At 46.6% G+C, this 25,265-nt stretch carries 23 protein-coding genes; 9 read left to right on the forward strand and 14 right to left on the reverse strand.

Annotated elements, in window-relative coordinates; translation table 11 throughout:
- Window positions 1-281: 281 nt before the first annotated feature.
- Both B5J93_RS10795 and B5J93_RS10800 read right to left on the reverse strand, forming a co-directional pair.
- Complete coding sequence (locus tag B5J93_RS10795; RefSeq protein ID WP_079326381.1) at window positions 282-1,226, reverse strand: LysR substrate-binding domain-containing protein; 945 nt, start codon at window positions 1,224-1,226, stop codon at window positions 282-284.
- Between the two features lie 136 nt (window positions 1,227-1,362).
- Complete coding sequence (locus B5J93_RS10800; RefSeq protein WP_079326382.1) at window positions 1,363-1,755, reverse strand: type II toxin-antitoxin system HicB family antitoxin; 393 nt, start codon at window positions 1,753-1,755, stop codon at window positions 1,363-1,365.
- A gap of 297 nt (window positions 1,756-2,052) precedes the next feature.
- On the opposite strand from B5J93_RS10800, the gene B5J93_RS10805 reads away from it, so the two are divergent.
- From B5J93_RS10805 to B5J93_RS10820, 4 genes are read left to right on the forward strand one after another with little or no spacing between them, the layout of a single operon-like run.
- A complete protein-coding gene (locus B5J93_RS10805) occupies window positions 2,053-3,573 on the forward strand; it encodes an AmpG family muropeptide MFS transporter (RefSeq protein WP_079326383.1) in 1,521 nt (506 codons plus the stop codon).
- 1 nt (window position 3,574) lies between these two features.
- Window positions 3,575-4,411, forward strand: a complete 837-nt coding sequence (gene prmC / locus B5J93_RS10810) for a peptide chain release factor N(5)-glutamine methyltransferase (RefSeq protein ID WP_079326384.1) — start codon at window positions 3,575-3,577, stop codon at window positions 4,409-4,411.
- A 46-nt stretch (window positions 4,412-4,457) separates the two neighbouring features.
- Window positions 4,458-5,192: a HesA/MoeB/ThiF family protein gene (locus B5J93_RS10815; RefSeq protein ID WP_420811411.1), complete on the forward strand. Its 735-nt coding sequence runs from the start codon at window positions 4,458-4,460 to the stop codon at window positions 5,190-5,192.
- A gap of 25 nt (window positions 5,193-5,217) precedes the next feature.
- The gene (locus tag B5J93_RS10820) at window positions 5,218-6,531 is read left to right on the forward strand and encodes an ABC1 kinase family protein (protein ID WP_079326386.1); all 1,314 of its coding nucleotides are present in this window, start codon (window positions 5,218-5,220) and stop codon (window positions 6,529-6,531) included.
- A gap of 93 nt (window positions 6,532-6,624) precedes the next feature.
- Here the strand turns inward: B5J93_RS10820 and B5J93_RS10825 are convergent, their stop codons facing one another.
- A complete protein-coding gene (locus B5J93_RS10825; RefSeq protein ID WP_079326387.1) occupies window positions 6,625-8,232 on the reverse strand; it encodes a carbon starvation CstA family protein in 1,608 nt (535 codons plus the stop codon).
- A 317-nt stretch (window positions 8,233-8,549) separates the two neighbouring features.
- On the opposite strand from B5J93_RS10825, the gene B5J93_RS10835 reads away from it, so the two are divergent.
- The 4 genes from B5J93_RS10835 (at window position 8,550) to B5J93_RS10850 (ending at window position 11,600) form a co-directional block, all read left to right on the forward strand.
- On the forward strand, window positions 8,550-9,308 hold the full coding sequence (locus tag B5J93_RS10835) for a coiled-coil domain-containing protein (RefSeq protein ID WP_079326389.1): 759 nt from the start codon (window positions 8,550-8,552) through the stop codon (window positions 9,306-9,308).
- 21 nt (window positions 9,309-9,329) lie between these two features.
- Window positions 9,330-9,644: an ATP-dependent Clp protease adaptor ClpS gene (locus tag B5J93_RS10840; protein ID WP_029102797.1), complete on the forward strand. Its 315-nt coding sequence runs from the start codon at window positions 9,330-9,332 to the stop codon at window positions 9,642-9,644.
- A gap of 101 nt (window positions 9,645-9,745) precedes the next feature.
- Complete coding sequence (locus B5J93_RS10845; protein ID WP_079326390.1) at window positions 9,746-10,411, forward strand: class I SAM-dependent methyltransferase; 666 nt, start codon at window positions 9,746-9,748, stop codon at window positions 10,409-10,411.
- Window positions 10,401-11,600, forward strand: coding sequence for a TIGR03862 family flavoprotein (locus B5J93_RS10850; protein WP_079326391.1), 1,200 nt, complete (start codon window positions 10,401-10,403; stop codon window positions 11,598-11,600). Before B5J93_RS10845 ends, B5J93_RS10850 begins: the two co-directional genes overlap by 11 nt.
- 26 nt (window positions 11,601-11,626) lie before the next feature.
- On the opposite strand, the gene B5J93_RS10855 is transcribed toward B5J93_RS10850, so the two are convergent.
- From B5J93_RS10855 to B5J93_RS10905, 11 genes are all read right to left on the reverse strand, one after another.
- On the reverse strand, window positions 11,627-12,280 hold the full coding sequence (locus B5J93_RS10855) for an alpha/beta fold hydrolase (protein WP_079326392.1): 654 nt from the start codon (window positions 12,278-12,280) through the stop codon (window positions 11,627-11,629).
- On the reverse strand, window positions 12,270-12,491 hold the full coding sequence (gene infA, locus B5J93_RS10860; RefSeq protein WP_029102801.1) for a translation initiation factor IF-1: 222 nt from the start codon (window positions 12,489-12,491) through the stop codon (window positions 12,270-12,272). Before infA ends, B5J93_RS10855 begins: the two co-directional genes overlap by 11 nt.
- A gap of 62 nt (window positions 12,492-12,553) precedes the next feature.
- Window positions 12,554-13,360, reverse strand: a complete 807-nt coding sequence (truA, locus tag B5J93_RS10865; RefSeq protein WP_420811410.1) for a tRNA pseudouridine(38-40) synthase TruA — start codon at window positions 13,358-13,360, stop codon at window positions 12,554-12,556.
- 6 nt (window positions 13,361-13,366) lie between these two features.
- Entirely contained in the window at window positions 13,367-14,338 is a 972-nt protein-coding gene (locus B5J93_RS10870) for an asparaginase domain-containing protein (RefSeq protein WP_079326394.1), read from the reverse strand.
- Between the two features lie 103 nt (window positions 14,339-14,441).
- Entirely contained in the window at window positions 14,442-16,355 is a 1,914-nt protein-coding gene (locus B5J93_RS10875) for a FimV/HubP family polar landmark protein (protein ID WP_079326395.1), read from the reverse strand.
- A 60-nt stretch (window positions 16,356-16,415) separates the two neighbouring features.
- Window positions 16,416-17,906 (reverse strand): type IV pilus assembly protein FimV, encoded by a 1,491-nt coding sequence (locus B5J93_RS10880; RefSeq protein WP_079326396.1) that lies wholly within the window; start codon window positions 17,904-17,906, stop codon window positions 16,416-16,418.
- 240 nt (window positions 17,907-18,146) lie between these two features.
- Window positions 18,147-19,286, reverse strand: a complete 1,140-nt coding sequence (asd, locus tag B5J93_RS10885) for an aspartate-semialdehyde dehydrogenase (RefSeq protein WP_079326397.1) — start codon at window positions 19,284-19,286, stop codon at window positions 18,147-18,149.
- A 328-nt stretch (window positions 19,287-19,614) separates the two neighbouring features.
- Entirely contained in the window at window positions 19,615-20,922 is a 1,308-nt protein-coding gene (locus tag B5J93_RS10890; protein WP_079326398.1) for an NCS2 family permease, read from the reverse strand.
- Between the two features lie 161 nt (window positions 20,923-21,083).
- A complete protein-coding gene (locus B5J93_RS10895; protein WP_079326399.1) occupies window positions 21,084-21,791 on the reverse strand; it encodes a YidX family protein in 708 nt (235 codons plus the stop codon).
- Between the two features lie 132 nt (window positions 21,792-21,923).
- Complete coding sequence (locus B5J93_RS10900; protein WP_228144930.1) at window positions 21,924-23,123, reverse strand: glycosyltransferase; 1,200 nt, start codon at window positions 23,121-23,123, stop codon at window positions 21,924-21,926.
- A 5-nt stretch (window positions 23,124-23,128) separates the two neighbouring features.
- Window positions 23,129-23,626, reverse strand: coding sequence for a peroxiredoxin (locus B5J93_RS10905; RefSeq protein WP_079326401.1), 498 nt, complete (start codon window positions 23,624-23,626; stop codon window positions 23,129-23,131).
- A 200-nt stretch (window positions 23,627-23,826) separates the two neighbouring features.
- Between B5J93_RS10905 and B5J93_RS10910 the strand changes: the two genes are divergently transcribed.
- Complete coding sequence (locus B5J93_RS10910) at window positions 23,827-25,140, forward strand: NCS2 family permease (protein ID WP_079326402.1); 1,314 nt, start codon at window positions 23,827-23,829, stop codon at window positions 25,138-25,140.
- Window positions 25,141-25,265 lie beyond the last annotated feature (125 nt).

Consider the following 25,265-nt stretch of genomic DNA (forward strand, 5'->3'; position numbering starts at 1 on the left):
TATTGTACTCTTCGGCAAGCTGTCGGTAGGTTTTACCACAATTTAGTTGCCTTAGTACTTGTTGTCTAAAATCATCTGAGTATGCCATAGGGGTATTGTAGCATATTTTGGGTTCGGTTGGTATATTTTTCATGAAAAATGGCTAAATCTTGTGGCTTGAAGTCAAAAACTTGTCTGATAGAATGACTATTAGCCTGCGTTTTTCCTTGAAAAACGTGCGATTTTTCTCATTTTTCATGGCAAATACCAAAGTTCAACACGTCCTAAAAAATTGTGTTGTGTTAGCGTCTATCAAACTGACTTTGACACAGCTTGATAAATTCACCGCCGAATTTGCGAATGTCGCTGTCATCACGCACCGCAATCCAACTGGTAAACCGCCCAAAGTGGCTCACAGGAATGGCAACAAGGTCAGGATAGTTGGTAGGTTCATACGCCATCTCAGCGATGATGCCTATACCTAGACCTGCCGATACATAGGTGCTAATCACGTCCGAGTCTAGGGCGGCAAGCACGATTTTAGGTTGTAACCCTGCCTGCTCAAACGTCCTATCAATGGCACTTCGCCCTGTAAAACCACCATGATAAGTAATGATGGGAAAACTTGCCAGCTCAGGCAAATCCACGCCATCCATCACGCCTGCCACCCCTGCCAGCTCATGGTCTTTGGGGACGATGACCACGTGCGACCAGTCATAATAGCGATGACAGCGTAACACGGCGTTATTGAGCAGGCTCTCGGTGGCAATGCCGATGTCGGCTTGACCACGAATGACCATTTGGGCGATGGTCTCAGGGTCGGCTTGTTGTAGCACCAGATTGACCTTAGGGAATTTTTGCAAAAACTCCTTAACAATGGTGGGCAAGACATAGCGGGCTTGGGTGTGGGTGGTGGCAACGGTCAGCGTGCCTTCTTGGGCGTTATTAAAATCAAGGCTTAGATTTTCGATGGTGCGTATCTCGGCAAAAATCGCTTCGATGTGGGGCAGTAGCGATTTGCCGATGGGGGTAAGCCCTGTTAGGCGTTTTCCTTGACGGGTAAACACGTCCGCTTTGAGTTGATTTTCTAGGGCAGCGATTTGTTTGGATAGGCTGGACTGACTGGTATGGAGCAGTTCGGCGGCTTGGGATAGGTTATAGCCATTGACGACGGTATGCCAGACGGTTTCTAGCTGTTTGAGCTGAATTTGTAAATGCTTTTGGTTGATGACCACATCTATCGCCATGATACGCCCCTTAATCTGAGTTATAAAGTGCTGTCATTATAAAAGTCACCACCAAAAAAGAAAATACCCAAAAAGAAAAAACAAATGCCGATTAGGAATATCGGCATTTGTGCGGTACAAAGATGGAGATTATCCACTAAGCATTGGCAAGTTCATGCTCTATGGCTTTTAAAATAAAGGCTTCAATGTCGTGTTCATCATAGCTGATTTGTGTTTGGATTTGGGTGAGTAAGGCAAGGGGCAGGTTAAAGGATTTTTGCTTGCTGTTAAAGAGCATGCAATTTAAGCTAATTATCGCCCATGTTTGCCCTGCAAATTTGCGGTTGGTTAGATGATTGGTGATGTTCTCAGGTTGGGGCAGGTCACTGCCATCATCTGCCAGTTTTTGTAAATGCCCAATCAAGGCAGAACGTACTTTATCAATCGTATCGGCGATGCTGTCACCAATCACGTGAATGTCTGGCAAATCAGGTACTTGGGCATAAAAAGTATCATCTTCTTGTCTAATGGCAACGCTAAAAATTTTCATGATGGATTGATGTTCTAAAAGGGATGTTTATTTTGTCATAATTATAATAAATTGGCAATATGTTAAGACTGGCGGTAACTTTAAAAGGTTAGATGGTTGATTTGTTTACCAAACGTATCTTATGTGGATATTGCAATTTAGGTGGCATGGTTTCTATCGGTGAGTGTATTTGACTTGATGTGTGGGGTGGATATGTGAGCATGGACGTGTCTGATTTTAAAAATATCACAATAACTTTTTGTAAAATAACCAAAAATAGTCTAAAATGGCAAATGATTTTTGCACTCATATAATACAATGATACAACAATTTGATTTTTCGGCATTTAAGACGGCTTATTTTAATCGTCAAGCTTTATCTATGCTATTTTTGGGTTTTGCCGCAGGCGTGCCTATTTTGCTGATTTTTTCTAGTTTGGGCTTGTGGCTAAGAGAGGCAGGCATTGACCGCAGTACGGTGACGATGTTTAGCTGGGCGGCGTTGGGTTATTCGTTTAAGTTTATTTGGTCGCCATTGGTGGACGCTTTGCCCTTGCCTGTGCTTGGTAAAATGCTCGGTCATCGCCGTTCATGGTTACTACTATGTCAGGTGTTTATCATTACTGCCATTATTATGATGGCGATGACTGACCCCGCTCAGGTTGCCCCGTCCGTGATGGCGGTGGGGGCGGTGTTGCTCGGCTTTTCGGCGGCGACCCAAGACATCGTGATAGATGCCTATCGTATCGAGTCCGCCCCTAGCGAGATGCAAACGGCACTCTCGGCAAGTTATGTGGCAGGCTATCGCATTGGCATGATTATCTCGGGGGCAGGGGCGTTGTATTTGGCGGAGCTGTTTGGCTCCAAAGAAGGCATGTATCAGTATGTGGCATGGCAAAAAACCTATCTCATCATGGCGTGCGTCATGCTCATCGGTGTGGCGACCACGCTACTGATTCGTGAGCCTATCCGTCAGGTCAAACCTGTGGTTACCCAAACCGCAGACTACGCAAGACTGTGCGTGGTATTCGCACTCTCAGTGGTGGCTTTTATCATGACGTATCGGACGATGGGTGGGGTATTGCCGGAGTCAGAGAGTGTGGGTATTGCCTTTTTGTTGGGTTGTGTGCAGTTCATCAGTAGTGCAGTTGCCATGGGGGCGGTCGGCTATGGCTTGGTGCAGGCAGGCGTGGTCAGACGAGAAGTGGCACAGGCGACATGGATTGCCCCTATTACCGATTTTTTTGCTCGTTATGGCAAAAAGGCGATGCTGCTGCTGGCACTTATTGGCTTGTATCGTATCTCGGACATCGTGGCAGGGAACATCTCCAACCTATTTTATCAAGATTTGGGCTTTACCAAAATCCAAATCGCCAATGCGGTCAAAGTGGTGGGCGTGATTGCCAGTATTGGCGGTGGCTTTGTTGGGGGCTGGGTGGCTCAGCAGATGGGGGTCATGCGAGCGATGATGGTGGGGGCGATACTGGCGTGTGCCACGAACCTGTTATTTATCATCCTTGCCAATATGCCGACCATTCTGGTCATGTATTTTGCGGTGATTACCGATAACCTAGCGGCAGGCTTGGCAAGTGCGGTATTCATCGCCTTTTTGTCGGCACTGACATCCATTCGCTTCACGGCGGTGCAGTATGCCCTGTTTTCATCACTCATGACCCTATCGCCAAAAATCTTGGGTGGTTATTCGGGGGCGATTGTGGATGCGACCGATTATCCCACGTTTTTTGCCATTACATTTGTGATTGGACTGCCGATTTTATATTTGATTCATTTGGCAGATAAACACATCTCGCTGGACGAGTCTGTACTTGACAAAGAATGACATGCATACCATCAATGCCCTAAAAGCCCAATTTCGCAAGCTATCGCACGCACACCTGCCTTATCATTGGTTTGAGTCGTTGCTATTATTTGTGCTAAATAAAGACAAAGCCTTTTTAATCACCCACGATGATTATCTGCTGACCGCTGATGAATATGATAGACTGGAAGGTGGCATGACAAAACTATGCTCGGGCGTGCCACTTGCATATGTCATCGGCAGGCAGGGCTTTTTTGGGCATGGGTTTGCGGTCAATGAACACACGCTTATCCCACGTCCTGATACAGAGATGTTGGTGGAGGCGGTGCTTGATGTGGTGGCGGATAAGGGTTTGGGGCAGGCTCGGATATTGGATTTGGGGACAGGCTCGGGGTGTATTGCCCTAAGCATAGCAAAGGCGTTGCCGTCTAGTACGGTGCTGGCGGTGGATTATTCTCATCATGCCTTAGACGTTGCTCGGCGAAATGCACAAGATTTGCAAGTGGCAAATTGCCAATTTATCCAATCCAATTGGTATGAAAATATCCCCATGCAGAGCTTTGATGTCATCGCCTCCAATCCGCCCTATATCGCACGCACCGATGAGCATTTGGCACAGTTGGGGGCGGAGCCTATCACGGCATTGGTGGCAGACAATCACGGCTTATCCGATATTGAAAAAATCATTAAGGGCAGTGCAGTGTATCTCATGCCTAGTGGCGTATTAGCCTTAGAACATGGCTACGACCAAGGGGTGGGCGTGCGGACGCTTTGTGCCAAGGCAGGCTTTAAAGATGTTCGCACCGTCAAAGATTATGGCGGTAATGACAGAATCACGATGGGGGTTTGTGATGAGTGATAATGATAAAAAAATGACCACCAGTGAGCTTAGCGATAATGAACTCATGCGGTATGCCCGGCAGATTCTGCTAAATGACTGGGATGTGGATGCACAGCTACGCCTAAAAAGTAGCCGTGTGCTGATTGTGGGTGTGGGTGGTCTAGGCTGTCCTGTCTTGCAGATTCTGGCACGGGCAGGCGTGGGGAGCATGCATTTGATTGACTTTGATGTGGTAAGCCGTAGTAATTTGCAACGCCAAACACTGTTTAGAGAGTCGGACATCGGTCAGCCAAAGGTGGCAGTGGCAAGCCGTGCATTGGCGATGCATAATGAGTTTATTAACATCACTCATCAGGACGTGGAGCTAAATGCAGATAATATCACAGCGATAATTGGCGGTAGTGGTGCTGATTTGGTGATTGATTGCACGGATAATTTTACCAGTCGTTATTTGATTAACCAAACCTGCCGAACGCTCGGTTTGCCCCTGTTGTCCAACTCTGCCATTGGTGAAGTGGGGCAGATTGCGTTATTTGATAAGCAAACTGGCTGTTATGAGTGTTTGTTTGGGCAGGACAAAGATGATAACAGCAGTATTACCCAAAACTGTGCCACATCAGGGGTGTTGTCTAGCACCGTGAGTATCATCGGCTCGATGTCAGCACAGATTGCCCTAGATTATCTCGGACGGGGGCATAACCCTATCGCTCACGAGCTGTTATTATGGCAGGGCAGAACCATGACTTTACAAAAAATGCGATTTGCCACCAATAAACACCGCCCGCTGTGCAACGCTTAGCCGTACCATTTTAGATGATAAAACCATGAAAACATCACCATTACAATTTGCCAAAAAATCCCTAAATACAGGGGCAAACGTCCTAGGTCGCCTACATAAAAGTGCCAGCGTGGCAGGGCTATCTGCCTTGCGTGTTGCCAAGGGCGAGCAGATGGATGCTTATCTATTAAAAGATGCCTTTATGCAGATGGGCGTGACTTATATCAAACTTGGGCAGTTCATCGCCAGTACGCCATCGCTATTTCCCCGTGAGTATGTGCTTGCCTTTGCTGACTGCTTGGATGCCACACCGCCCGTGCCATTTGCCAAAATGCAAGCCGTGCTGACTGAGGAGCTGACTGATGATGGGCTTGGGCTTGATGATATTTTTGCGTTCATCGACCCTGTGCCACTGGCGTCAGCGAGTATCGCACAGGTGCATAAGGCGGTGTTAAAAGATGGGCGAAAAGTCGCCCTAAAAATCCAAAAGCCCGATGTTGGGGCGATTATGCAGACTGACCTAGGTGTACTACATGGGGCGTTTTGGGCGATGGAGCGATTCTTGCCAATGATGAAAACCGCCAATCTTACCCCCATTATTGATGAGATTCGCACTCGCATGACTGCTGAGACGGATTTTTTGGCGGAAGCTCGTCACATTGATAAATTTCGTGAGTTTTTGGCAAAGACAGGCACGCACCACGTTACCACCCCTGTGGTTCATCATGACCTATCGACCAAGCGTGTGTTGGTCATGGATTTGTTGGTTGGTAAGTCGCTCGTTGATGAGAGCTTGCTTAGCGACATCGCCCAAAGCAATCGCACCACACCCCAAAAAGTGATGGCGGATGTGTTAGATACGTGGTTTTTGTCGCTGATGATGACGGGCGAGTTCCATGCGGATTTGCATGCGGGCAATCTCATGTATCTGACCGATGGGCGGATTGCCTTTTTGGATTTTGGGCTGATGGGGCAGATTAAGCCGAGCAGTTTGCAGGCGTGTTTTTCATTGGTGCAGTCTCTGCAGCTTAACGACTATCACGGCATGGCACAGGCGATGGTCGATATTGGCATGACCCACAGCCATGATAAAATCAAAGTGGGGCAACTGGCAGACGACCTAAAAGCGATGATGGACAAGGTGCATGGTTCACCCCAAGAGACGGATAACCTTAACCTACTCATGCTAGAACTTGTGGAGATTGGCAAGCGTTATGGCGTGCATTTTCCTAGGGATTTTGCGTTATTAACCAAGCAGCTACTGTACTTTGATAGATTTATGGTGACGCTTGCCCCTGAGATGGAGCTGTTTGAAGGCGAGCGGTTAAAAGTGGTGATAGAAGAAAGGGTATCAAATTAAAGCGCACCCATCTTTTGTAACACAAATTGCATTTTAAATTTGTTAAAAAACCACGCTCTAGGACGTGGTTTTTCGCATGTTATAATTGCATTTTCACACTTTTATCGCCGTAGAAGTGATTTTTTCTTCCACCACCACCGCATCGGGGTCGCCTGCCACGCTTTCACGTTTGACAAACATAAAGAATGCCCCTGTGGTTAGTGCTGTCAGCCCAATGCCAATCCACACCGACAGCGTATAATCAAGCCCAAAGCCGATTTTATTGTACGCCAAAAACGTATAACATGCTGCACTCATAAAGATGGCAGGCAATGTGCAAACCCAGTGGAGCTTACGATAACGATACAGATAGCCTGCCGCTGTCCACAGCATGACCACCGCCACAGTTTGGTTTGCCCAGCTAAAATACCGCCATAGGATTTCAAAGTCCACTTTTGAGACGATAAAGCCAATGACAAATAGCGGAATAGCAATCCACAAACGCTTGACGAGCGTGCGTTGCTCCATGGTTAGAAACTCAGCAATGATAAGCCGTGCCGCACGAAACGCTGTATCGCCCGAGGTGATGGGCAGGATGACCACGCCAAGCACCGCAAAGATACCGCCAATGGTGCCAAGATAGGCAATCGAGCTGTCATAGACCACCTTGGAGGGTGAACCGTCAGCAATGGCACCTTGTAGGCTTGCCAAATCAGGATAGAACGACATGCCGACCGCACACCAAATCAGTGCAATAATCCCTTCGGTAATCATCGCTCCATAAAAGATAAAGCGACCTTCAGATTCATTCTCAGCACAGCGAGCCATGAGCGGGGTTTGCGTGGCATGAAAGCCTGACAACGCACCACAGGTAATGGTCAAAAACAAGAGAGGCCAAATGGGCAAGTCACCTTTGGGTTGTAAGTTCATAAAGAAGCTCTCAACCGTCAAACCACCCATACTATTAAAGAAATAATCGCCTTGTCCGCCAAATTCATTTTTAAGCAGACCATAAGTCATGCCAAGCGACATGAATAGTAATAATCCGCCAAAAAATGGATAAATCCGACCGATGATTTTGTCAATAGGCAGTAATGTGGCGATGATGTAATAAATAAAAATCAGGGCTGTCCACAACACCACGATGGTGTCTTTATCCATGCCAAACACGGTATTTTTGACGCTCTCGGCGGCAACAGTAACGCTCTCGGCATTATTGACATTAATCACCCCTGTGGCGTTACTGCCAAAAGTATCCATGGTGATGGAGCTAAGTAGGGCGGCAGGACTTGCGACAAAGACCACGCCAACAAGCACAAGCAGGACAACAGCAAGCAAGTTAATAAAATGCTTGACAGGTTGCCCCAGATATTTGCCCGTCAGATACGGCATGCTTGCCCCGCCATTTCGCACCGAGAGCATGCCACACATGTAGTCGTGCACCGCCCCTGCAAAGATACAGCCAAACACAATCCACAGCATCGCCACAGGACCATACAACGCTCCCAAGATTGGGCCAAAAATCGGGCCTGTGCCTGCAATGTTTAGAAGTTGAATGAGCCAAATGCGTTTTTTGGACATTGGCACATAGTCCACGCCGTCTGTCATGGTGTAGGCAGGCGTGTTTTTGTTGGGATTAATGACAAAGATTTTTTCAATCACTTTGCCATACACAAAATAGCCTGCCACCAATACAGCGACACAAAAGAAAAACCACAACATGAACAATCTCCTAGATTGCTTTATCAGAATAGTTTATTGCATAATAAATAAAGTTAATAAATAATGGTCTTTTAAAAAACCAACCAAAATTTACCATCGCTTACAATACCGCAAACCGATAAAAACGTCAATGCACATTTGTGGGTAGCTGATAACAATTTATGATTAATTTTATAAATAAATGATTTTTGTATTTTAAAGGGTAAATTGGTAAAAATTAGGGCGTAACGTTTGTTAATTTTTTGGTATAATAATGCACTTTTACGTGTAAATATACATGTCTCTTTATTGTTCACTTTGTGTGGTTTGATTTTGTCATGAATTCTTTAAATCGTAATTTTCGCCAGCAAGGCATTTCTCATCAGCGTGGTTCGGCACAGCAGATTTTGGTGCTGTTTGTCATTGCTTTGGCGTTGGTGGCGATGGTTATGGCAGTTTTTGGCTATAAAATTGGACACAAGCAAGGACTAAGAAAAGGGGTGAGCTTGCAAACCGTTCAAGCCCAAGACGGCAGTGAAGATCCATTACAAGGCATGACGGTCAATGAAGCCAAGTTAAAACAACAACTTGACTCAGCGGTCAAAGAGCGTGACATTAGCTTGTCAAACCTAGAAACATTGCGTGAACAAAATGAAGAGCTAACCACAAAAAACCTGCAACTGGCTCAAGTCAATGAGCTGTTTAAGAAAAAACTTGCCAAAGATGGTGGTATTCCCCTTGAAATATTGGGCAGTGAGATTCTGTCATTGCCTGATAACACCTATGAGTATCGTTTTGATGTGGCGATGATAGCGTCATCAGGCTCGACCATGAACATGGCACCCAAGATGACCCTGCTAAACGCCACCAGCATGGTGCAAATCCCCTTAAAGCCTGCCATTTATGAGATTAAAGATGTGGAACGGATTCGTGGGCGGTTTGTCATGCCCAAAGATTTTGTGCCTAAGCAAATCAAGCTAGAAATCAATGCAGGTGGTGAGCGTGTCGAACAGCTCTATAACTGGCAAGTGGGCGAAGTCGTTGCCCAAAGGGAAGATAAGGGCGTGAGTGAGCGTCCTGTCGGTGCAGGCGAATAACAGTAAAAGCAAAGGTGTGATATGAGCCAACATGAATCTGATATCGACAGCCAAAACGATGTGATAACTAAGCCAGAACAGGCAGAAGTACCATTGTTTCATGTGGTCATGCATAATGATAACTTTACCACGATGGACTTTGTGGTGTTTGTGCTCGTTGAAGTGTTTGCTCATGGCATGGATAAAGCTGTATCTTTAATGATGGACATTCATCAAACAGGGCAGGCGATTGTGGCGACCCTACCCAAAGAGATTGGTGAGATGAAAATCGCCATCGTGCAAGAGTATGCCGAAGAAGCTGAGTTTCCGCTGTTGGTTACTTTAAAGAGAGCATAACAGAATAAAATATATTCTTGTGTAAAATCAATATCTTATCTTTAAAACAGTATTGTATATAAAAACTGTCATTTTCCATTATTTTTAGACTCATCATTTTTATGCCATCCAATCCGTTATCTCATTATTTCCCCCGAATATTTCATTTAGCCAGTTTGCGTCCGCCTAGGGATTTTTATCCCATTGCTGATACACCCATTTGCCTTGAAATCGGAGCGGGCAAGGGCAAGCACGCCTTGTTATTTGCCCATCAAAACCCTGATAAACACCTATATGCCATAGAACGCACCGCCATAAAGTTTGGGGCGTTTGACAAACAGGCAGGTATGGCAAATCCGCCCAATCTGACCGCCATTCACGCTGACGCCATTGCGTGGACAGCTTTTGCGGTGTATCCCAAGCAGCTCCAAACCTGCTTTATCTTATACCCCAACCCCGAACCCAAAAACAAAAACCAGCGTTTTTTGAATATGCCATTCTTTGAGCTGTTACTGTCCAAGATGGCAGATGGTGGGCAGATTATTTTGGCAAGTAACATTAGCGACTATATCGACGAAGCTGAGCGACTGCTTACTGAGATGTGGCAACTGCCTTATGTTAAAAGGCAGATAGAGCCGATGTCGGCACGCACGCATTTTGAGATTAAATATTTGGCACGGGGCGAGCGTTGCCAAGAACTTATCATTACCAAGCCTGGCGGTTATCGTACCCGTTTTGATGAGACATTGCCCCTACATTTATCATGGTCGCCAAGCGATGAAGCCTAAGGTTGCCATCATTGGGGCAGGGGCGAGTGGTCTTATGGTCGCAGAGCATTTGTCCGCTTATGATGTGGACATTTGTGTCTATGAGCAAATGCCAAGTGCAGGCCGCAAAATCCTATGGGCAGGCAAGACAGGGCTAAATGTCAGCCATGCCGAGTCGATGACGGCTTTTGTGGGGCGTTACACCCCGTCCGACTGGCTGACACCTTTTTTGCAAGTCTGTGATAATGCGTGGGTCGTAGATTGGCTCGCTGGGCTGGGCATTGAGACCTATGTCGGGTCAAGTGGGCGGATTTTTCCCGTGCAGATGAAAGCATCGGCATTTCTAAGGGCATGGTTACGTCGCTTGATGGCAAGGGGCGTGCAGATTTTTTATCGTCATGAGTGCTTGGGCGTGAATGGTAATGCCGTGCGATTTACCCATGATGGGGCGGAGTTTGAGCAGACGTTTAATGTCATCGTGCTAGCATGTGGTGGCGGTTCATATCGGCGATTGGGGGCGACAGGCACATGGCAGGCATGGCTGTCCGATGATGAGCTAACTCCGTTGTATGCCAGTAATGTCGGGGTGGTGCGGTCGTGGTCGCCTTACATGGATAAGTTTTTTGGTAAACCGTTAAAAAGGGTGGGTCTGTGGACAGATGGTGAGCCTGTCTCCCAAGGCGACATCATCATTACTCATTATGGCATGGAGAGCGGACTGATTTATAAATACAACAAAGCCATGCGTGCGTGTCATGATAGGATAAGGGTGTATTTGGATTTATTGCCTGACAAATCGCCAGATGACATCGCCAAGATATTTGCCAAAAATAAAAAGCAGTCTTTGAATAACATTTTACGAAAAATCGGCTTGGATGACGTGAAAATCGCCCTAATTCGTGAATGTACCCATAGGGCAGACTGGGCAAATCACGAACGCATGACAAGTTTTGTTAAATGCCTGCCGATGATGTTTGATGGTTTTCGCCCGATGGATGAAGCCATTAGCACAGGTGGCGGTGTCAAGCGGTCAGCATTAACTGATGAATTACAACTAAAATCCAATCCCGCTGTCTTTGTCTGTGGTGAGATGTTGGATTTTGATGCCCCGACGGGTGGTTATCTTTTGACGGCATGTTTTGCCACAGGGCAGGCGGTGGGACGTGGCGTGGCTCAGCTTTTAAAATTGCAACCGATAAAGGCAAGCTAAAAAGCCAAAAGCACACCCTAGATAGGCTAAGCCCGTCTAAATTTACCGTATTCCAAAAAATGTACCACTTGGTTGGCAACAGCAGAGCTGGTTAGCATGCCTGTATGAGTGACAGGTAAAATCAGGCTGTCGGTGGCAGATGGTAGTTCGGTCTCATGGACAAATACCGTGCCGTCATGGGCATGTCGGGTGCGGTAGTGGCGGTTGTGATAATTTAAAAACAGAAGACCCAAGCCTTGGGGCTTATCCCCTGCAATCACGCCAAATTCCACGTCATTAGGCACGCTCGGGCAAGTGCCGTCTAACGCTCCGATATAGGACTGTCCGACTAGGGGTGACAGCGTGCGTTTAACATAAGTGGCACAAACACTGCCTTGATGAGGCGTGCCAAGGGAGACACAGCGATGAACTTGCCATGCGGGATAGTCGTGTAAAAACTGCCGAATCACCAATCCGCCCAGACTGTGAGCCACGAGATTGATGGGTTTGTCGGGACTATGATGAGTGAGCAGGTAGTCATTTAGGCGTTTGGCGTGTGCCGAGACGTCTTGGCGGAGACTGTGATAGGTGGGTGTATGCACGACAAAATCCGCTCGCCGAATGTATCTGGCAAGCGGATAAACAATCAAACTGGTTTGGTGCAAACCATGCAAGACGAGCGTGGTAGGTTTATTTGCCACGATAAGTAATGCGACCTTTGGATAAATCGTAAGGGGTCATCTCAACCTTGACTTTATCGCCTGTCAGAATGCGGATATAGTGTTTACGCATCTTGCCTGAGATGTGAGCGATGATTTCGTGTCCGTTGTCAAGGCGGACTTTAAATAGGGTGTTTGGTAGCGTGTCAATGACTTCGCCTTCAAACTCGATGATGTCGTCTTTTTTTGCCATAAGTCAGATAAGTTAAAAATGAAAGCGGTATTATAGTAGAAATTACATAAAATAGCAATGGATTACTCTAATAAACCAAGCCACAACGGGGTCAAAGGCTGTTTTGGCAGTAGTTGTTGGAATTTGTCAGGATAATAAGCATTGATAAAATACAGCCCATCCGCATCTGCCGTGGGTGGCAGTCGTGAGCGGTCTTTGGTATCGATGAGTGTAGGCAAAGCGTCAATGTGGAGCCTGCCTGTGCCAATGGCAAACAGCATGCCCATGATATTACGCACCATATGGTGCAAAAAGCCGTCTGCTTGAATGTCTAACACAAGATACGCCCCATTTTTAAATAGGCGGATGTGATGAACATCTCGGACGGGCTTGTTAGATTGGCACATGGATGAGCGAAAACTGCTAAAATCATGCGTGCCAAGCAGAAGTTGGCTGGCCTGCACCATAACATCGACATCAAGGGGTTCATAAAAATGAGTGACTTGATGGCGTAAGATGGCAGGGCGATAGGGTTGATTTAGGGTGATGTAACGATAACGGCGAGCGACGGCACCAAAGCGTGCGTGAAAGTCATCAGGCATGGGCATAACCCACGTTAAGGCGATGTCGTCGGGCAGTAGGGTGTTTACGCCACGAAGCCACTGGTGGGGCGTGCGATGAGCGGTGGTGGCAAAATGAGCCACCATATTACCTGCATGCACCCCTGCATCAGTGCGACCTGCGGCGATGACTTCCACAGGTTCGTTAGCGACTTTGGAGATGGCGTATTCAAGGCGGGCTTGAATGCTGTCCACTTCTTGCTGACGTTGCCAACCTTTATAATGCGTGCCAATGAACTCAATGCCAATGGCGTGGATTGTCATACTCATCACCAATCACCAGTTATCAGAACATAAAGCGTTATTTATCGCCAGCCATAAAAGTCGCCCGTAGATGGCAGGAATGCTCAATTTACCCCCTGACCACACATGATAAGCATATTGCCAAGACCCTACGGCATAAGTGGTGCTCACTCCATGAAAAGGACACATGGTGGTGCATACCACAGGGATGTTTTGTTTATGTAGTCGGTCAAGCTCGGCGATGATGGCATCACTTTTGGGTAAGTTGCCCGCCCCATAGGTGATAAGGATGACAGCAGTGGTGTCGTCATTGATGTTGGCTAACTCTTGGGCGATGTGGTTTGTGTCATTGGGCAGTAAAAAAATGCTTTTGATGTTGGCGGTATTGGCGTGATGTTTGATGATGTCAAAAGGCTCGGGGCGGACTGTGGGTAATGTCAGGCTTGGATGGCTGACGTGTGTGCCATAAAAGGCATTGGGACTGAGACTGTCTATTTTTTGAGTGTTGTCCGCCCAAAAGGTTTGGTGGTAAAACTGCACAAACACACCTTGACGGGTTTGGCTGACATTGATGGCATCTGATAGATTATGCCAAGCATCGCTGATGTCATCTATGTGATAAGTAGGATTATCTGCCACAAGTAGTGGATTCATACTCCCTGTGATAACCAAGGATAAGTCGCGGTTGGTAAAGGCGTGAAATAAAAAACTTGCCAAAAAACTTAGGGTATCCGTACCTGTAATCAGTACAAATCGTCTGGCACCTTGCTGATGGGCGGTACCGATGAGTTCATAAAAATGGGCAAAGTCAGTGGGAGTTAAGGTGCTACTGTCTTTGATGCAGTCATTATCCAAAATGACTTGCTTGCTGCCTAATCGGCTGTTTAATAAATTTTGTAAAACAGGTAAAAACTCATGGGCGGGTAAGGGCGATAAAGGCGTGCCATGACTGCCAAAAGTACCGCCAGCATAAATAAGATGGATGTCGTCTGATTGATAGAGCATGATAAGCTAAGTGTAAAATGATTGGGCGAATCATAGCATGGTTTTGGCAAAAAAGCAAAAAGGCACATCGTAAGACATGCCTTATATGTTGATAGCTACGACATTATACTAATTGGGTTAATAACTCACGTGCGTTTTGTTGCTGAGTGGCATTACCTGTTTGTATTACTTCATCAAGCAGACGTTTGGCACTGTCGTACTCGCCAAGGTCAAGATATTGTTTGGCAAGATTCAGTGTCACTTCTGTATTGTCAAGATTATCAACAAAACTCAGCTCGGATGGCACTCCTGCAGTTTGAGTGGGTTGTTTTGACACGGGGGATGCAGTGGTTACTGGTTGGGCGGATGGCGCGACTTTGGGTGAAGACATTGGAGCAGTGACTGCTGGCGTTTCGGCAAAATCAAAACCACTGAAGCTGAGATCGTTCGTCTCGGTGATGGATGTTGCATCAAATGCTAGCTCGTTAGCATCAAACGCCAATGCGGTATCTTGTGTTGGCGTAGTTGCTTTTGATGGCGTAGGTTGAGCTGTTTGCGTATCCAGACCCAAGTCAAGGTTATCAAAACTCAAGTTGTCATTGGTGTTAGCAGGAGTGGGTTTAGGTGTTGGTGTGCTGTCTAAACCTAAGTCAAAATCAGCAAAATCAGCACTAGGGGTGGCAGGTGTAGGTGCTGGTTTGATAGCAGGCTCAGGCTCACTAACCAAGCCAAAGTCAGCATCAAGACCGTCAAAGCCCAATCCATTATCAGCATTTGTTTGTGGTGTAGGTGCTGCTGGGGTGGTTTGGGTGTCAAATGACAAGTCAAAGCCTCCAAGATCCGACATATCAGCTTGGGATACTGGGGTAGGAGATGGCGTGGTAGGTTGTGCAGGAGATGATAAGTCGGCATCAAAATCAAAGCCGTCAAGTGCCAAATCATTAGCAGGTGTAGTAGTAACTGGGGTTGCAACTGGTTCAGGTGTCAAATCAAAGTCAAAACCTAAGTCATCAGAGTTGACAGGGCTAGCACTTGGGACTGGTGCAGGAGTAGGTGCATCAAAGTTAAAATCAAACGCATCTAATTCATCAGAGTTTGGGGTTGGAGCTGTCTGAGCAACTGTGTTTGGTGCTGGCTTGGTGTCAAAGTCAGCTGATAAGTCGCTATTTAACTCACCACCCAAACCAATGTCTAAAGCACCACCTAAGCCTTGGTTGAAATCATCATCTAGCATATCAAAATCAAGGGTTGGCTCATTAGCTGGTGGTGTGCTTGATGGTTCGTCAAAAGAAAAATCATCAAAATCTAAGGTGGGTTCTTCCAGGGCAGGCTTGGCGATAGGCTGCGTCTCTTGGGATGGAACGTCAAAACTTAGATCAAAATCGTTATTCTCAACAGCAGATTTGGCTGATGGTGTTGGGATTTGTGGTGTGTCAAAATCAAAATCAAGTTCATTGATATTGTCATTAGGAGTGGCGAGAGTAGGTTCGGGCGTCTCAAATTCAAAATCTAAGCCACTGTCAAGAGAGTTGGATGGTTCGGATTGTGGGGCGACCGCCACTGCATCTGCAGGGGTAGTCATGGTGACAGTTTGGGTGGGTGCTGGTGTTTGAATTGCCGCACTGGACATTTCTTCTTCTAGCAAAGATTTGCAAAAATCAGCTTCACGAATGGTTTCACCATCGGCAATCTCATGGATTTTTTGGTGTAGCTGGTTAAAGGCAGCAAACTGTTTGGTGACGCCATAAGTTTGTAGCAGTTTTAGCATCGCACCGTTATGACGGGGGTTGGTCATTAGTATCCGTTTTAACTCGGCAATCGCTTCATTGTAGTTTTGATTACGGATATGAGCCTCAGCGGTGGCAAGGTCATTGCTAGTTGCTGTCGGCGTGGGTGCTACTGAGGTTTGCTGAGCAGGGATATGAGCCTGTGGGTTTGCAGGCAGTTCTGATTTTTGAGCTTGTAGTTTTTTTAATACAAAAAACGCCGCAATTCCAATCACAACAACAGCACCGATGGCGATAATAATGGTTTCCATGATAACTCCGATTTATTAAGCTTGATATACAGGCTTAATGGGCAATGGCCCTTTTGTTAATTATTGTTTCTCTTTAAGATTTTTTAGGCGATTTTCAAGTTCAGCAAGTCTTTGGTTTTGCAATTGAACTTTTTTGGCGGCTGATGAGAGCTCTTCGTTTAGGCTGTTAACACGTTTGGCATTATTTGCTGTTTGCTGACGTGTATTTTTAAGTGTGCTTGCCAAATTACCATTGCCACCTGCGACAGCACTCGGGGTAGACTTATTGTTTGTGCCAGTTGCTTTGCCTTGCTGAGTTGGGGTAACTAACGTCATTTGTGCCTTGGGTAGGGCTTTTTGAGCAGGCTTGGCGATCACTTGACTGCTGCGTTTTGGTGTACTGGTTCTTGCTGTTTGTTTGCTTGTGCCTTTGGTTGATTTTTTGGAGGCGCTAACCGCTCTGTCTTTACCGCTTTCACGTTTGGCATTTATCGCTTCGCTGATGGCTTTTTGCGATGGAATGACTTGGTAGTTAGGTAGGTTTAGACTGGCATTGCTTTTTAGTTGATTGATGTTGCCTTTGTTAAACGCGTCAGGGTTGGTCTCATGAATGGCGCTCATGACTTCGCTTACGCTCATGTTATTTGCTTTGGCGATGGTATTGGCAATGCCCCATAGGCTATCACCTTGCTGGACGACATAAACAGCATCGCCAGTTTGGGTGGTGGTAATGTCAGCACTTGGTGCGACATCAGATTTGGGGGTGTCATCCGTGGCGACAATCGGCTCTTCTTGGATGGGTGGTAGCTGAGCGGGTACCGATGGGGGGACTTGCCCAGCAGGGTAGACACGGCGGACAATCTCTTCGGTCAAGATGTCCACTTGTTTATTGGTGCCTTCTGGGGTGATTTGTGCTAATACCGTCTCTTCTTTGGAGATGATGTTACCCTCGTTTGTGCCGACAGCGGTGGGTACAGGTTCAAGTACTGGTTTATTCTGTGTAACAATCTCGGCAGGTGTCTCACTAACCGTTGGTGTATCGATTTGTACAGTTTCGGTGGTGATGATTGGAGCGGTAGGTTCAGCTGTGGGGCTAACCTCGGGTAGGTTGGGCTTGGTCTCAGCGGTCACGACCTGTGTTACTTTATCCTCAGGTAGAGTAAAAGCATTAGTGGCAGGCAGGGGCATGAGCAAGGTTTGTGGCTCAATGATTTGCTCGCCGTTATTATTTAGGTTTAATACCACATCAGCAAATGGTGTGGCGATAGGTTGGTTGGAGGTCAGCGTGATTTGACCTGCGTTATTCGATGTTGGGGTAAAGCTTACTGAAATCTGTGCATCAGGGCTTAGACCCATTTGGCGGTAAATGTCATTACTGGCGACAGATGCGTGGAAATTGGCAGCGTCAATATTGGTAACATTTATCGTGGCAGATAAAGGCTCGTGTTGTGCCGATTTGATGTTGGCTTGACCTAGATTCATGGCAGAAGCATTTAGGCTTACCATACCAAACAAAGAAGCAAGCACTGCTTGATAAATAAAAGTAGTGCGGTGAGTTTTATGCCAAGACATAGTTATCCTTTAAAGGGTTGTCAATAATGAATAAAAAGAGACCGTCAAATAAACGGTTTTATGGTGCATTTATAACAAAATATGGCAAAAAATGCTAGTTTATTTTGATGATTTGCAAATATATGGTACTAAAATGTCGGCAAGCGGTCAGGTTTTTGCAAAAGTTTACAATATCTGCAAAAACCAAAACCGCTTAACCTAATAATCATTCTGCTTGGACAAACTAAGCAGATTTATGGGTTAAATTCTGCCTTGAATGATGGCAAGCATACGGCGAAGTGGCTCGGCAGCCCCCCACAGTAGCTGGTCGCCCACGGTAAAGGCAGTCAGATACTCACCACCCATGTTCATCTTACGCAAACGACCGACCGCCACATTTAGCGTACCTGTTACCGCCACAGGGGTTAGGCGTGCCATGCTATCAGGTTTGTTGTTGGGAACAACGTCAAGCCAAGGGCTTTTTGCATTAATCAAAACTTGTTCAATCTCATCAAGCGGAATGTCTTTTTTGAGCTTGATGGTCAGGGCTTGGCTGTGGCAACGCATTGCTCCGATACGCACGCAAATGCCGTCAATGTTGATAAGCTCGCTATCAGCTTTGCCCAAAATCTTGTTGGTTTCGGCTTGACCTTTCCATTCTTCACGGGATTGACCGTTGTCAAGCTGGCTGTCAATATAAGGGATGAGGCTACCTGCAAGCACCGCCCCAAAATGCTGTTTGGGGAAATCGTCCGAACGCTGAGCGGTGGCGATGGTGCGGTCAATCTCCAAAATGGCAGAGGCAGGGTCGGCAAGTTTGTCCACTACACTATCACGCAGTACGCCCATGCCAGAGATAAGCTCACGCATGTTGTTGGCTCCTGCCCCGCTTGCTGCCTGATAAGTCATGGCAGACACCCATTCCACCCAATCACGGCGGAACAGCTCACCAATTGCCATGAGCATAAGACTTACGGTGCAGTTACCACCGATAAAGTCTTTTTTGCCATTGGCTAGGGCGTCATCAATCACATTGCGGTTGACAGGGTCTAGAATGATAATGGCATTGTCGTCCATACGTAGTGAGCTTGCTGCATCAATCCAGTAACCGTTCCAACCACTTTCACGCAAGGCAGGGTGTACCGCTTTGGTGTAGTCGCCCCCTTGGCAGGTGATGACGGCATCGCATTTGGCAAGTTCGCTAATGTCATTTGCGTCTTTTAATGTGCCAGCACCCTCAATTTTGCCGCCAAAATCAGGGGCATTGCCACCTGCATTACTGGTTGAAAAAAACACAGGATTGATATACTCAAAATCATTTTCTTCAATCATGCGGTTCATCAGTACCGAACCAACCATGCCACGCCAGCCCACAAGACCGACTGTTAATTTATCTGCCATAATTAACACCTTAAATTTATTAAAAAGTTGTAACCCATAACTATGCCTTTTTTGGGCAAAAAAAGCAAGCGTTTTTGTCAAATTTCATAAATTTTCTAGTAAACATCAGTAAAACTGATAAAAACTGATAATTTTTCACACAAATGTCGGCAATTGCTTACAAAATTTTAGGCATTTTGCCAATGGTCAGCGATGGGTAGAATTTTTATAATACGCAAAAATATGATGGTAAAACTAGGATAACAGGAACTAAATCGCCGTTAGGAATGGCAGGGAAACTTTATCTTACCCACACCCAGCTTAGTGATAAGTTGGGTTTATTTTTGTCCTAACCCACCCACGCAAATTTAATGATAAATAACAGGGCGACCACCGCAACAGGGGCGTTGATTTCTTTGTAGCGACCAGTGGCAAACTTCATCACGCAGTAGCTGATAAAGCCAAAAGCAATGCCTTCGGTGATGGAGTAGGTAAACGGCATCATGGCAGTGGTAATAAAGGCAGGCGTGGCTTCGGTCAAATCGTCCCATTCTACTTTGATGAGACTACTTGCCATCAAAATCCCCACAAACACGAGCGAACCTGCCGTGGCATAAGCAGGCACGATACTGGCAAGTGGCGAGAAGAAAATGGTGAGTAAAAACAGTACGCCCACGACCACCGCTGTTAGCCCCGTGCGACCGCCGACCGATACGCCCGAACCACTTTCGATGTAGGTGCTGATGGCGGATGTTCCCATGAATGACCCCGCCATGGCACTGGTGCTGTCCACGAGCAGGGCTTGTTTCATTTTGGGGAATTTACCGTCTTTGTCGGCAAAACCTGCCTTATCCGCCACCGCAATGAGCGTGCCTGATGAATCAAACAAGTTCACGAGCATAAATGAAAAAATAATCCCAAATAACGCCACATCCAACGCTCCCATGATGTCCACCTGTCCGACCACGGGTGTGAGAGCAGGGGGTAGTGAGAGAATTTCTCCTGAGAATTTGACGTTATCATCAAACATCAGAGCAAGGGTGGTAACCACCACGATAGAGACCAACACCCCAGAGTGGCGACCTTTGGCTGCCATCACAACGATGATAAAAAAACCAAGCACGCCCATGAGTAGCGTGGGTGAATGTAGGTTGCCCACTGTCACAAGTGTGGCTTCGTTAGGCACGACCAGTCCCATGTTTTTAAAACCAATCAAGGCGATAAACAGCCCAATGCCTGCACTGATACCCACACGTAGTCCCAAAGGAATGCTTGCCATGAGCCAATAACGAACCTGAAAAATCGTCATCAAAAACAGCCCCACCGACCCCCAAAAAATCGCCCCCATGCCTGTTTGCCATGAATAGCCCATCTTAGAGACGACCACAAACGCAAAAAAGGCATTAAGTCCCATGGCAGGAGCAAGGGCGATGGGTAAGTTGCTAAACAGTCCCATCGCTATCGTGCCAAAGGCGGCGATAAGACAAGTGGTGACAAATACGACCTGTGTGTCCATGCCTGTCACGCCCAAAATGGACGGATTGACAAAGACGATATAGACCATGGTAAAAAATGTGGTAATGCCAGCGATGAGTTCGGTTTTGGCGGTGGTGCGGTGTGCGGATAATTTAAAGAGGTTGTCTAGGAGAGTTTTCATTGGTGAGCCAAAAGATAAGCGAGATGTAAAAAGACCAATGAAAAACAAAAGGCTTGTTTTTCTAGGGGATTGTAGCAAATTGGCAAGAAAAAGACAACTTGATTTAACAAAAAATAGGACGCACCCAAATACGTCCTATTTATCAACCATAAACTTTAATATCAGTCAAAAATCTGCCCGATGATTTGCAGTGGCAAGGTGATTACATCAAAAGCGGCGGCGAAAGGAAACAACACCAGTTTTTCAACAGAACTGCTTTGCCCTTCACGGTAAGCCGTGGTTTGCTCGTTGGTGTAGATGGTGACAGGGTAGGCTTTACTCAGTGCTTTTAGGCTAGACTGGTTGCTCACGGCAGGATAGGTGTGACCTTTTAGAGGAATATCAAAGCAATAGCTTTGAGCCCCAAGATTCGATTCGCTGTGATTGGTGCACTCTTTGACGCCATTTTGCAAAAAGAAGTTTAGCTCTTCGTTGGTCACTTCGGCTTTTAGCTTGGTGTATTTAAAGGCAAGCTCACCGGTAAAACTGCCGTTATTATCGGCAGAATAAAAGTCCAAGCCTTTGGTAAGATTGATGTAGCGTGGGTCAAGGCGAGTGATGAGATTGTTAAAGCGAGTCCCGCCTTCAACCAACACATAGCTGTTACGCTGACCGACAATCACGACCGCATCCGATGGGATATTGGGTAGCTTTAATGATGGCTTACCAAATGCCACAACAACGTCATTGGTTAGTACCCTCTTTTGGGTGGTGGTGTAAGTACCGCCTGAGTCCTTTTCTAACAATGCACTGGTTGCACAGCCTGACAGCAGGGTCGCTGATAGGGCAGATGTTAGGGCGATTTTGCCAAGCTTGCTTAGTTTTTTCATAAAACAGCCTTATGTAACCAATAAAAAGGTAGATTATTTTTATAAAACCAAATAATCTACAAAACCGATTATAAATAAATTTAAAACGCCTGTAAACGCTCCGTGAAAAAATAACTTGTAAGACCATGATTTTTAGGCACTTTCGGCTTTGACACAGACCAGATTATCATGCCTATCTTTATCAACCAGATGACAGTCTGGCACGAGCGACTGATACACCGCCAAAGTCTCAGCAGTCATCTGCTCGATGGTGTATTCGTGCGTCATTGGGGGGCAAGTTTTGTTTTGTAGGTGGAATTTGATGTTTTTGCACAGAGCAAGGGCGGTCTCTTCTTTGACCAGTCCTTGGGGGTAGGTGGTTTGTAGGATGTCGGCAAATGCCCCCTTTGCCCAACCGATGACAGGCGTGCCAAGATGTATCGCTTGAATGGCGGTAATGCCAATACTCTCGGGGCGTTCGGCAAGGGCAAGCACCACATTGGCAGATGACAGCCATTCTTTCATGTCGGGGGGTCGCCGTCCGATGAACGTCACACGGCTGTTTAGTCCCAAAGCGTGCAGACGTTGGACAAACTCTTCGTGGGCGACGTCTTGGTCGGTGGCGTTTGCCAAATCATCTTCCATGATGATGGCGTGGATGTTTGGGAATTTTTCTTGTAAGTTGCCCAAAATATCCACAAGCCAGTCTTGACCGTATTCATGTCCGACAGGTGTGGGAAACACGAGCCATTTTTTGTGTTCAAGTTCGGGATATTCGGCAAACACGCCATGGAGCCAATGCACGGATGCATGATGGCGATAGGGGTATTTGCGAGTGTCCACGCCACGGCGGACGCAGACGATTTTAAAGGGGAATTCTTGGATGTTGTATTCTTCTTTTTTGATGGCGAGTTTTTCTTTGAGATATTTGTCAATACTGCGAGACGCACTGATGATAACATCAGAGAAAAACAGGGCTTTGCCGTAGTTGTTAAATGGATAAAAGCCATAAATGGTCGCCACGATTTTGGGTTTTTTGTCGTCAGGTAGCGGACGGATTGCCCAATGTAGCACCCATGCAGGCGTGCGAGAATGGACGTGGACGATGTCGGGTTCGTATTCGCTGATGAGTCGTCTAAGTTTTAGGACATGTACCAATGACAGCCACGATTTTTTTGCCATGGGAATGCGATAATACTCGGTGTCATCACGAAGCAAGCGAAGTACAAGCTCATCATCGGTGGTGGCAGAGCCGATGACCACGGATTCATGCCCTGCTTTGGATAGGGCATGCGTGATGGCAAAAATACCCCGTTCGGATTCATCGTGCTTTAACGATGATGATAAGTGCATGACTTTCATAGGGTTTTTAAAAAATCCAGTAGAGCGTTGGCGTGTTCTTTGGCTTTGACGTTGCGAAAACTTGCGACCATCTCCCCTGTTTTGTCAAACACGAACGTCGAACGCACCACGCCTAGGTGGGTTTTGCCGTACATCATTTTTTCTTTGATGACATCAAAATGCTGGCACAGCACCTCATCAGGGTCGCTGATAAGCCCAATACCCAGCTCTTTTTTGCTGATAAAATTCTGATGCGAGCGTACGCCATCACGAGACACGCCAAGCACCACATAGCCAAGTTTGGCAAACTCATCAGACAAGGTGGTAAAGTCGCTCGCCTGCACGCTGCATCCTTGGGTGTTGTCTTTGGGGTAAAAATACAAAATCAAGCCTTTGCCATAGGTGCCAATATACTCTGCCAAATCAATGTCTTCATTGATAAAGCCATCATCATGCTGACGCACCAGATGAACATGAAAGTTGGGTAGGCGGATATTTTCTTGGGAATTTTTCATGACGGTATTTTGCAATTTAAGAATTTAAGTAGGGTAAGAGATAATAAGATCATCCGCCTATTTTACCCAAAAATCGCCTAAATTACCAATCATAAAACAAGGCACATGTCATAAAAAAATTTTCGTTAATATTTGTAAAAATTGTAATTATACGGTAAAATTACTCGCTATTTTTTGAGCAATTTAAGATAAGGCGATTTATGTCTTTGCTTTCTTTTTTTAACATCAATGAACGTGGCTCAACGGTACGCCAAGAAGTCATCGCAGGCTTAACCACTTTTTTGGCTATGGTGTATTCGGTGATTGTCGTGCCGGGGATGCTCGCTGATGCTGGCTTTCCTGCCGAGTCGGTCTTTATCGCCACGTGTTTGGTGGCAGGGTTTGGTTCTATTTTGATTGGTGCATTTGCCAATGTGCCAATGGCAATCGGCTGTGCCATTAGCTTGACGGCATTTACCGCATTTAGCTTGGTGCTGGGTCAAGGTATTAGCATTCCTGTCGCCTTAGGGGCGATTTTTTTAATGGGGTTGCTGTTTACGCTGATATCGGTCACAGGCATTCGGGCGTGGATTTTAAAGAACCTACCCAGTTCTATCGCTCATGGCGCGGGGATTGGCATTGGGCTGTTTTTGTTACTCATCGCCACCAATGGCGTGGGGCTTGTCATCAAAAATGATGCAGGACTGCCTGTCAAGATGGGCGAGTTTACCTCCTTTGGGGTCATCATGTCGCTCATCGGTCTGGCGGCGATTGTCGGTCTTGAAAAACGTCAGGTCAAGGGCGGTATCCTATGGGTGATTATCGCCATTACCATCATCGGACTGATTTTTGACCCGAATGTCAAATTTGGCGGTTCTATTTTTAAACTACCAAGTTTTGGCGATGAGTCGCTGTTTGGGGCGATGGATATCATGGGGGCATTAAATGCGGCGGTGTTGCCTGCGGTGTTTGCCCTTGTCATGACGGCGGTGTTTGATGCCACAGGGACGATTCGTGCGGTGGCGGGGCAGGCGGGTCTCATTGACAAAGACGGGCAAATCGTGGGTGGCGGTAAGGCTCTCACGGCAGACTCGGTGTCATCACTCATGTCGGGTGTGTTCGGTACCGCCCCTGCGGCAGTATACATCGAGTCGGCGGCAGGTACGGCAGTCGGTGGTAAAACGGGGCTGACGGCAGTGGTCGTGGGCGGTCTGTTCTTGCTCATGCTGTTCTTTCAGCCATTGGCATTTTTGGTGCCAAACTATGCCACCGCCCCTGCACTCATGTATGTGGGACTACTCATGCTAAGTAACGTCTCAAAACTGGATTTTGATGACTTTGTGGAGGCGATGAGCGGACTTATTTGTGCGGTGTTTATTGTTTTGACCGCGAACATTGTTACAGGTATCATGTTAGGCTTTGGCTCGCTCGTGCTGGGTCGTGTCATCTCTGGTGAGTTTAAAAAGCTTAACATCGGTACGGTCATCATTGCGGTGGTGCTGGTGGCGTTCTATGCGTTGGGTTATGCCATTTAGATTTGGGTGCGGTCACAACAAAAACCATTTGCCATGCGGTGAATGGTTTTTGTTGGTGTTATTAATGGTATTAATGGTTTGATGGATTTACAAGCTTTATTTGCTATGCTATACCAACCGAACCC

Origin of the sequence: Moraxella equi, assembly GCF_002027555.1 — a bacterium.
Classification (GTDB): domain Bacteria; phylum Pseudomonadota; class Gammaproteobacteria; order Pseudomonadales; family Moraxellaceae; genus Moraxella; species Moraxella equi.

Bases quoted from the DNA above. Each gene is read 5' to 3' on its own strand.
- B5J93_RS10890 (WP_079326398.1), bottom strand. From the start codon at position 20,922: ATGAAAACTCTCCTAGACAACCTCTTTAAATTATCCGCACACCGCACC.
- B5J93_RS10825 (WP_079326387.1), bottom strand. From the start codon at position 8,232: ATGTTGTGGTTTTTCTTTTGTGTCGCTGTATTGGTGGCAGGCTATTTT.
- B5J93_RS10820 (WP_079326386.1), top strand. From the start codon at position 5,218: ATGAAAACATCACCATTACAATTTGCCAAAAAATCCCTAAATACAGGG.
- B5J93_RS10905 (WP_079326401.1), bottom strand. From the start codon at position 23,626: ATGAAAAATTCCCAAGAAAATATCCGCCTACCCAACTTTCATGTTCAT.
- B5J93_RS10880 (WP_079326396.1), bottom strand. From the start codon at position 17,906: ATGTCTTGGCATAAAACTCACCGCACTACTTTTATTTATCAAGCAGTG.
- truA (WP_420811410.1), bottom strand. From the start codon at position 13,360: ATGAGTATGACAATCCACGCCATTGGCATTGAGTTCATTGGCACGCAT.
- infA (WP_029102801.1), bottom strand. From the start codon at position 12,491: ATGGCAAAAAAAGACGACATCATCGAGTTTGAAGGCGAAGTCATTGAC.
- B5J93_RS10805 (WP_079326383.1), top strand. From the start codon at position 2,053: ATGATACAACAATTTGATTTTTCGGCATTTAAGACGGCTTATTTTAAT.
- B5J93_RS10835 (WP_079326389.1), top strand. From the start codon at position 8,550: ATGAATTCTTTAAATCGTAATTTTCGCCAGCAAGGCATTTCTCATCAG.
- B5J93_RS10840 (WP_029102797.1), top strand. From the start codon at position 9,330: ATGAGCCAACATGAATCTGATATCGACAGCCAAAACGATGTGATAACT.
- B5J93_RS10845 (WP_079326390.1), top strand. From the start codon at position 9,746: ATGCCATCCAATCCGTTATCTCATTATTTCCCCCGAATATTTCATTTA.
- B5J93_RS10895 (WP_079326399.1), bottom strand. From the start codon at position 21,791: ATGAAAAAACTAAGCAAGCTTGGCAAAATCGCCCTAACATCTGCCCTA.
- B5J93_RS10815 (WP_420811411.1), top strand. From the start codon at position 4,458: ATGCGGTATGCCCGGCAGATTCTGCTAAATGACTGGGATGTGGATGCA.
- B5J93_RS10910 (WP_079326402.1), top strand. From the start codon at position 23,827: ATGTCTTTGCTTTCTTTTTTTAACATCAATGAACGTGGCTCAACGGTA.
- B5J93_RS10850 (WP_079326391.1), top strand. From the start codon at position 10,401: ATGAAGCCTAAGGTTGCCATCATTGGGGCAGGGGCGAGTGGTCTTATG.
- prmC (WP_079326384.1), top strand. From the start codon at position 3,575: ATGCATACCATCAATGCCCTAAAAGCCCAATTTCGCAAGCTATCGCAC.
- asd (WP_079326397.1), bottom strand. From the start codon at position 19,286: ATGGCAGATAAATTAACAGTCGGTCTTGTGGGCTGGCGTGGCATGGTT.
- B5J93_RS10800 (WP_079326382.1), bottom strand. From the start codon at position 1,755: ATGAAAATTTTTAGCGTTGCCATTAGACAAGAAGATGATACTTTTTAT.
- B5J93_RS10900 (WP_228144930.1), bottom strand. From the start codon at position 23,123: ATGCACTTATCATCATCGTTAAAGCACGATGAATCCGAACGGGGTATT.
- B5J93_RS10795 (WP_079326381.1), bottom strand. From the start codon at position 1,226: ATGGCGATAGATGTGGTCATCAACCAAAAGCATTTACAAATTCAGCTC.
- B5J93_RS10870 (WP_079326394.1), bottom strand. From the start codon at position 14,338: ATGCTCTATCAATCAGACGACATCCATCTTATTTATGCTGGCGGTACT.
- B5J93_RS10875 (WP_079326395.1), bottom strand. From the start codon at position 16,355: ATGGAAACCATTATTATCGCCATCGGTGCTGTTGTTGTGATTGGAATT.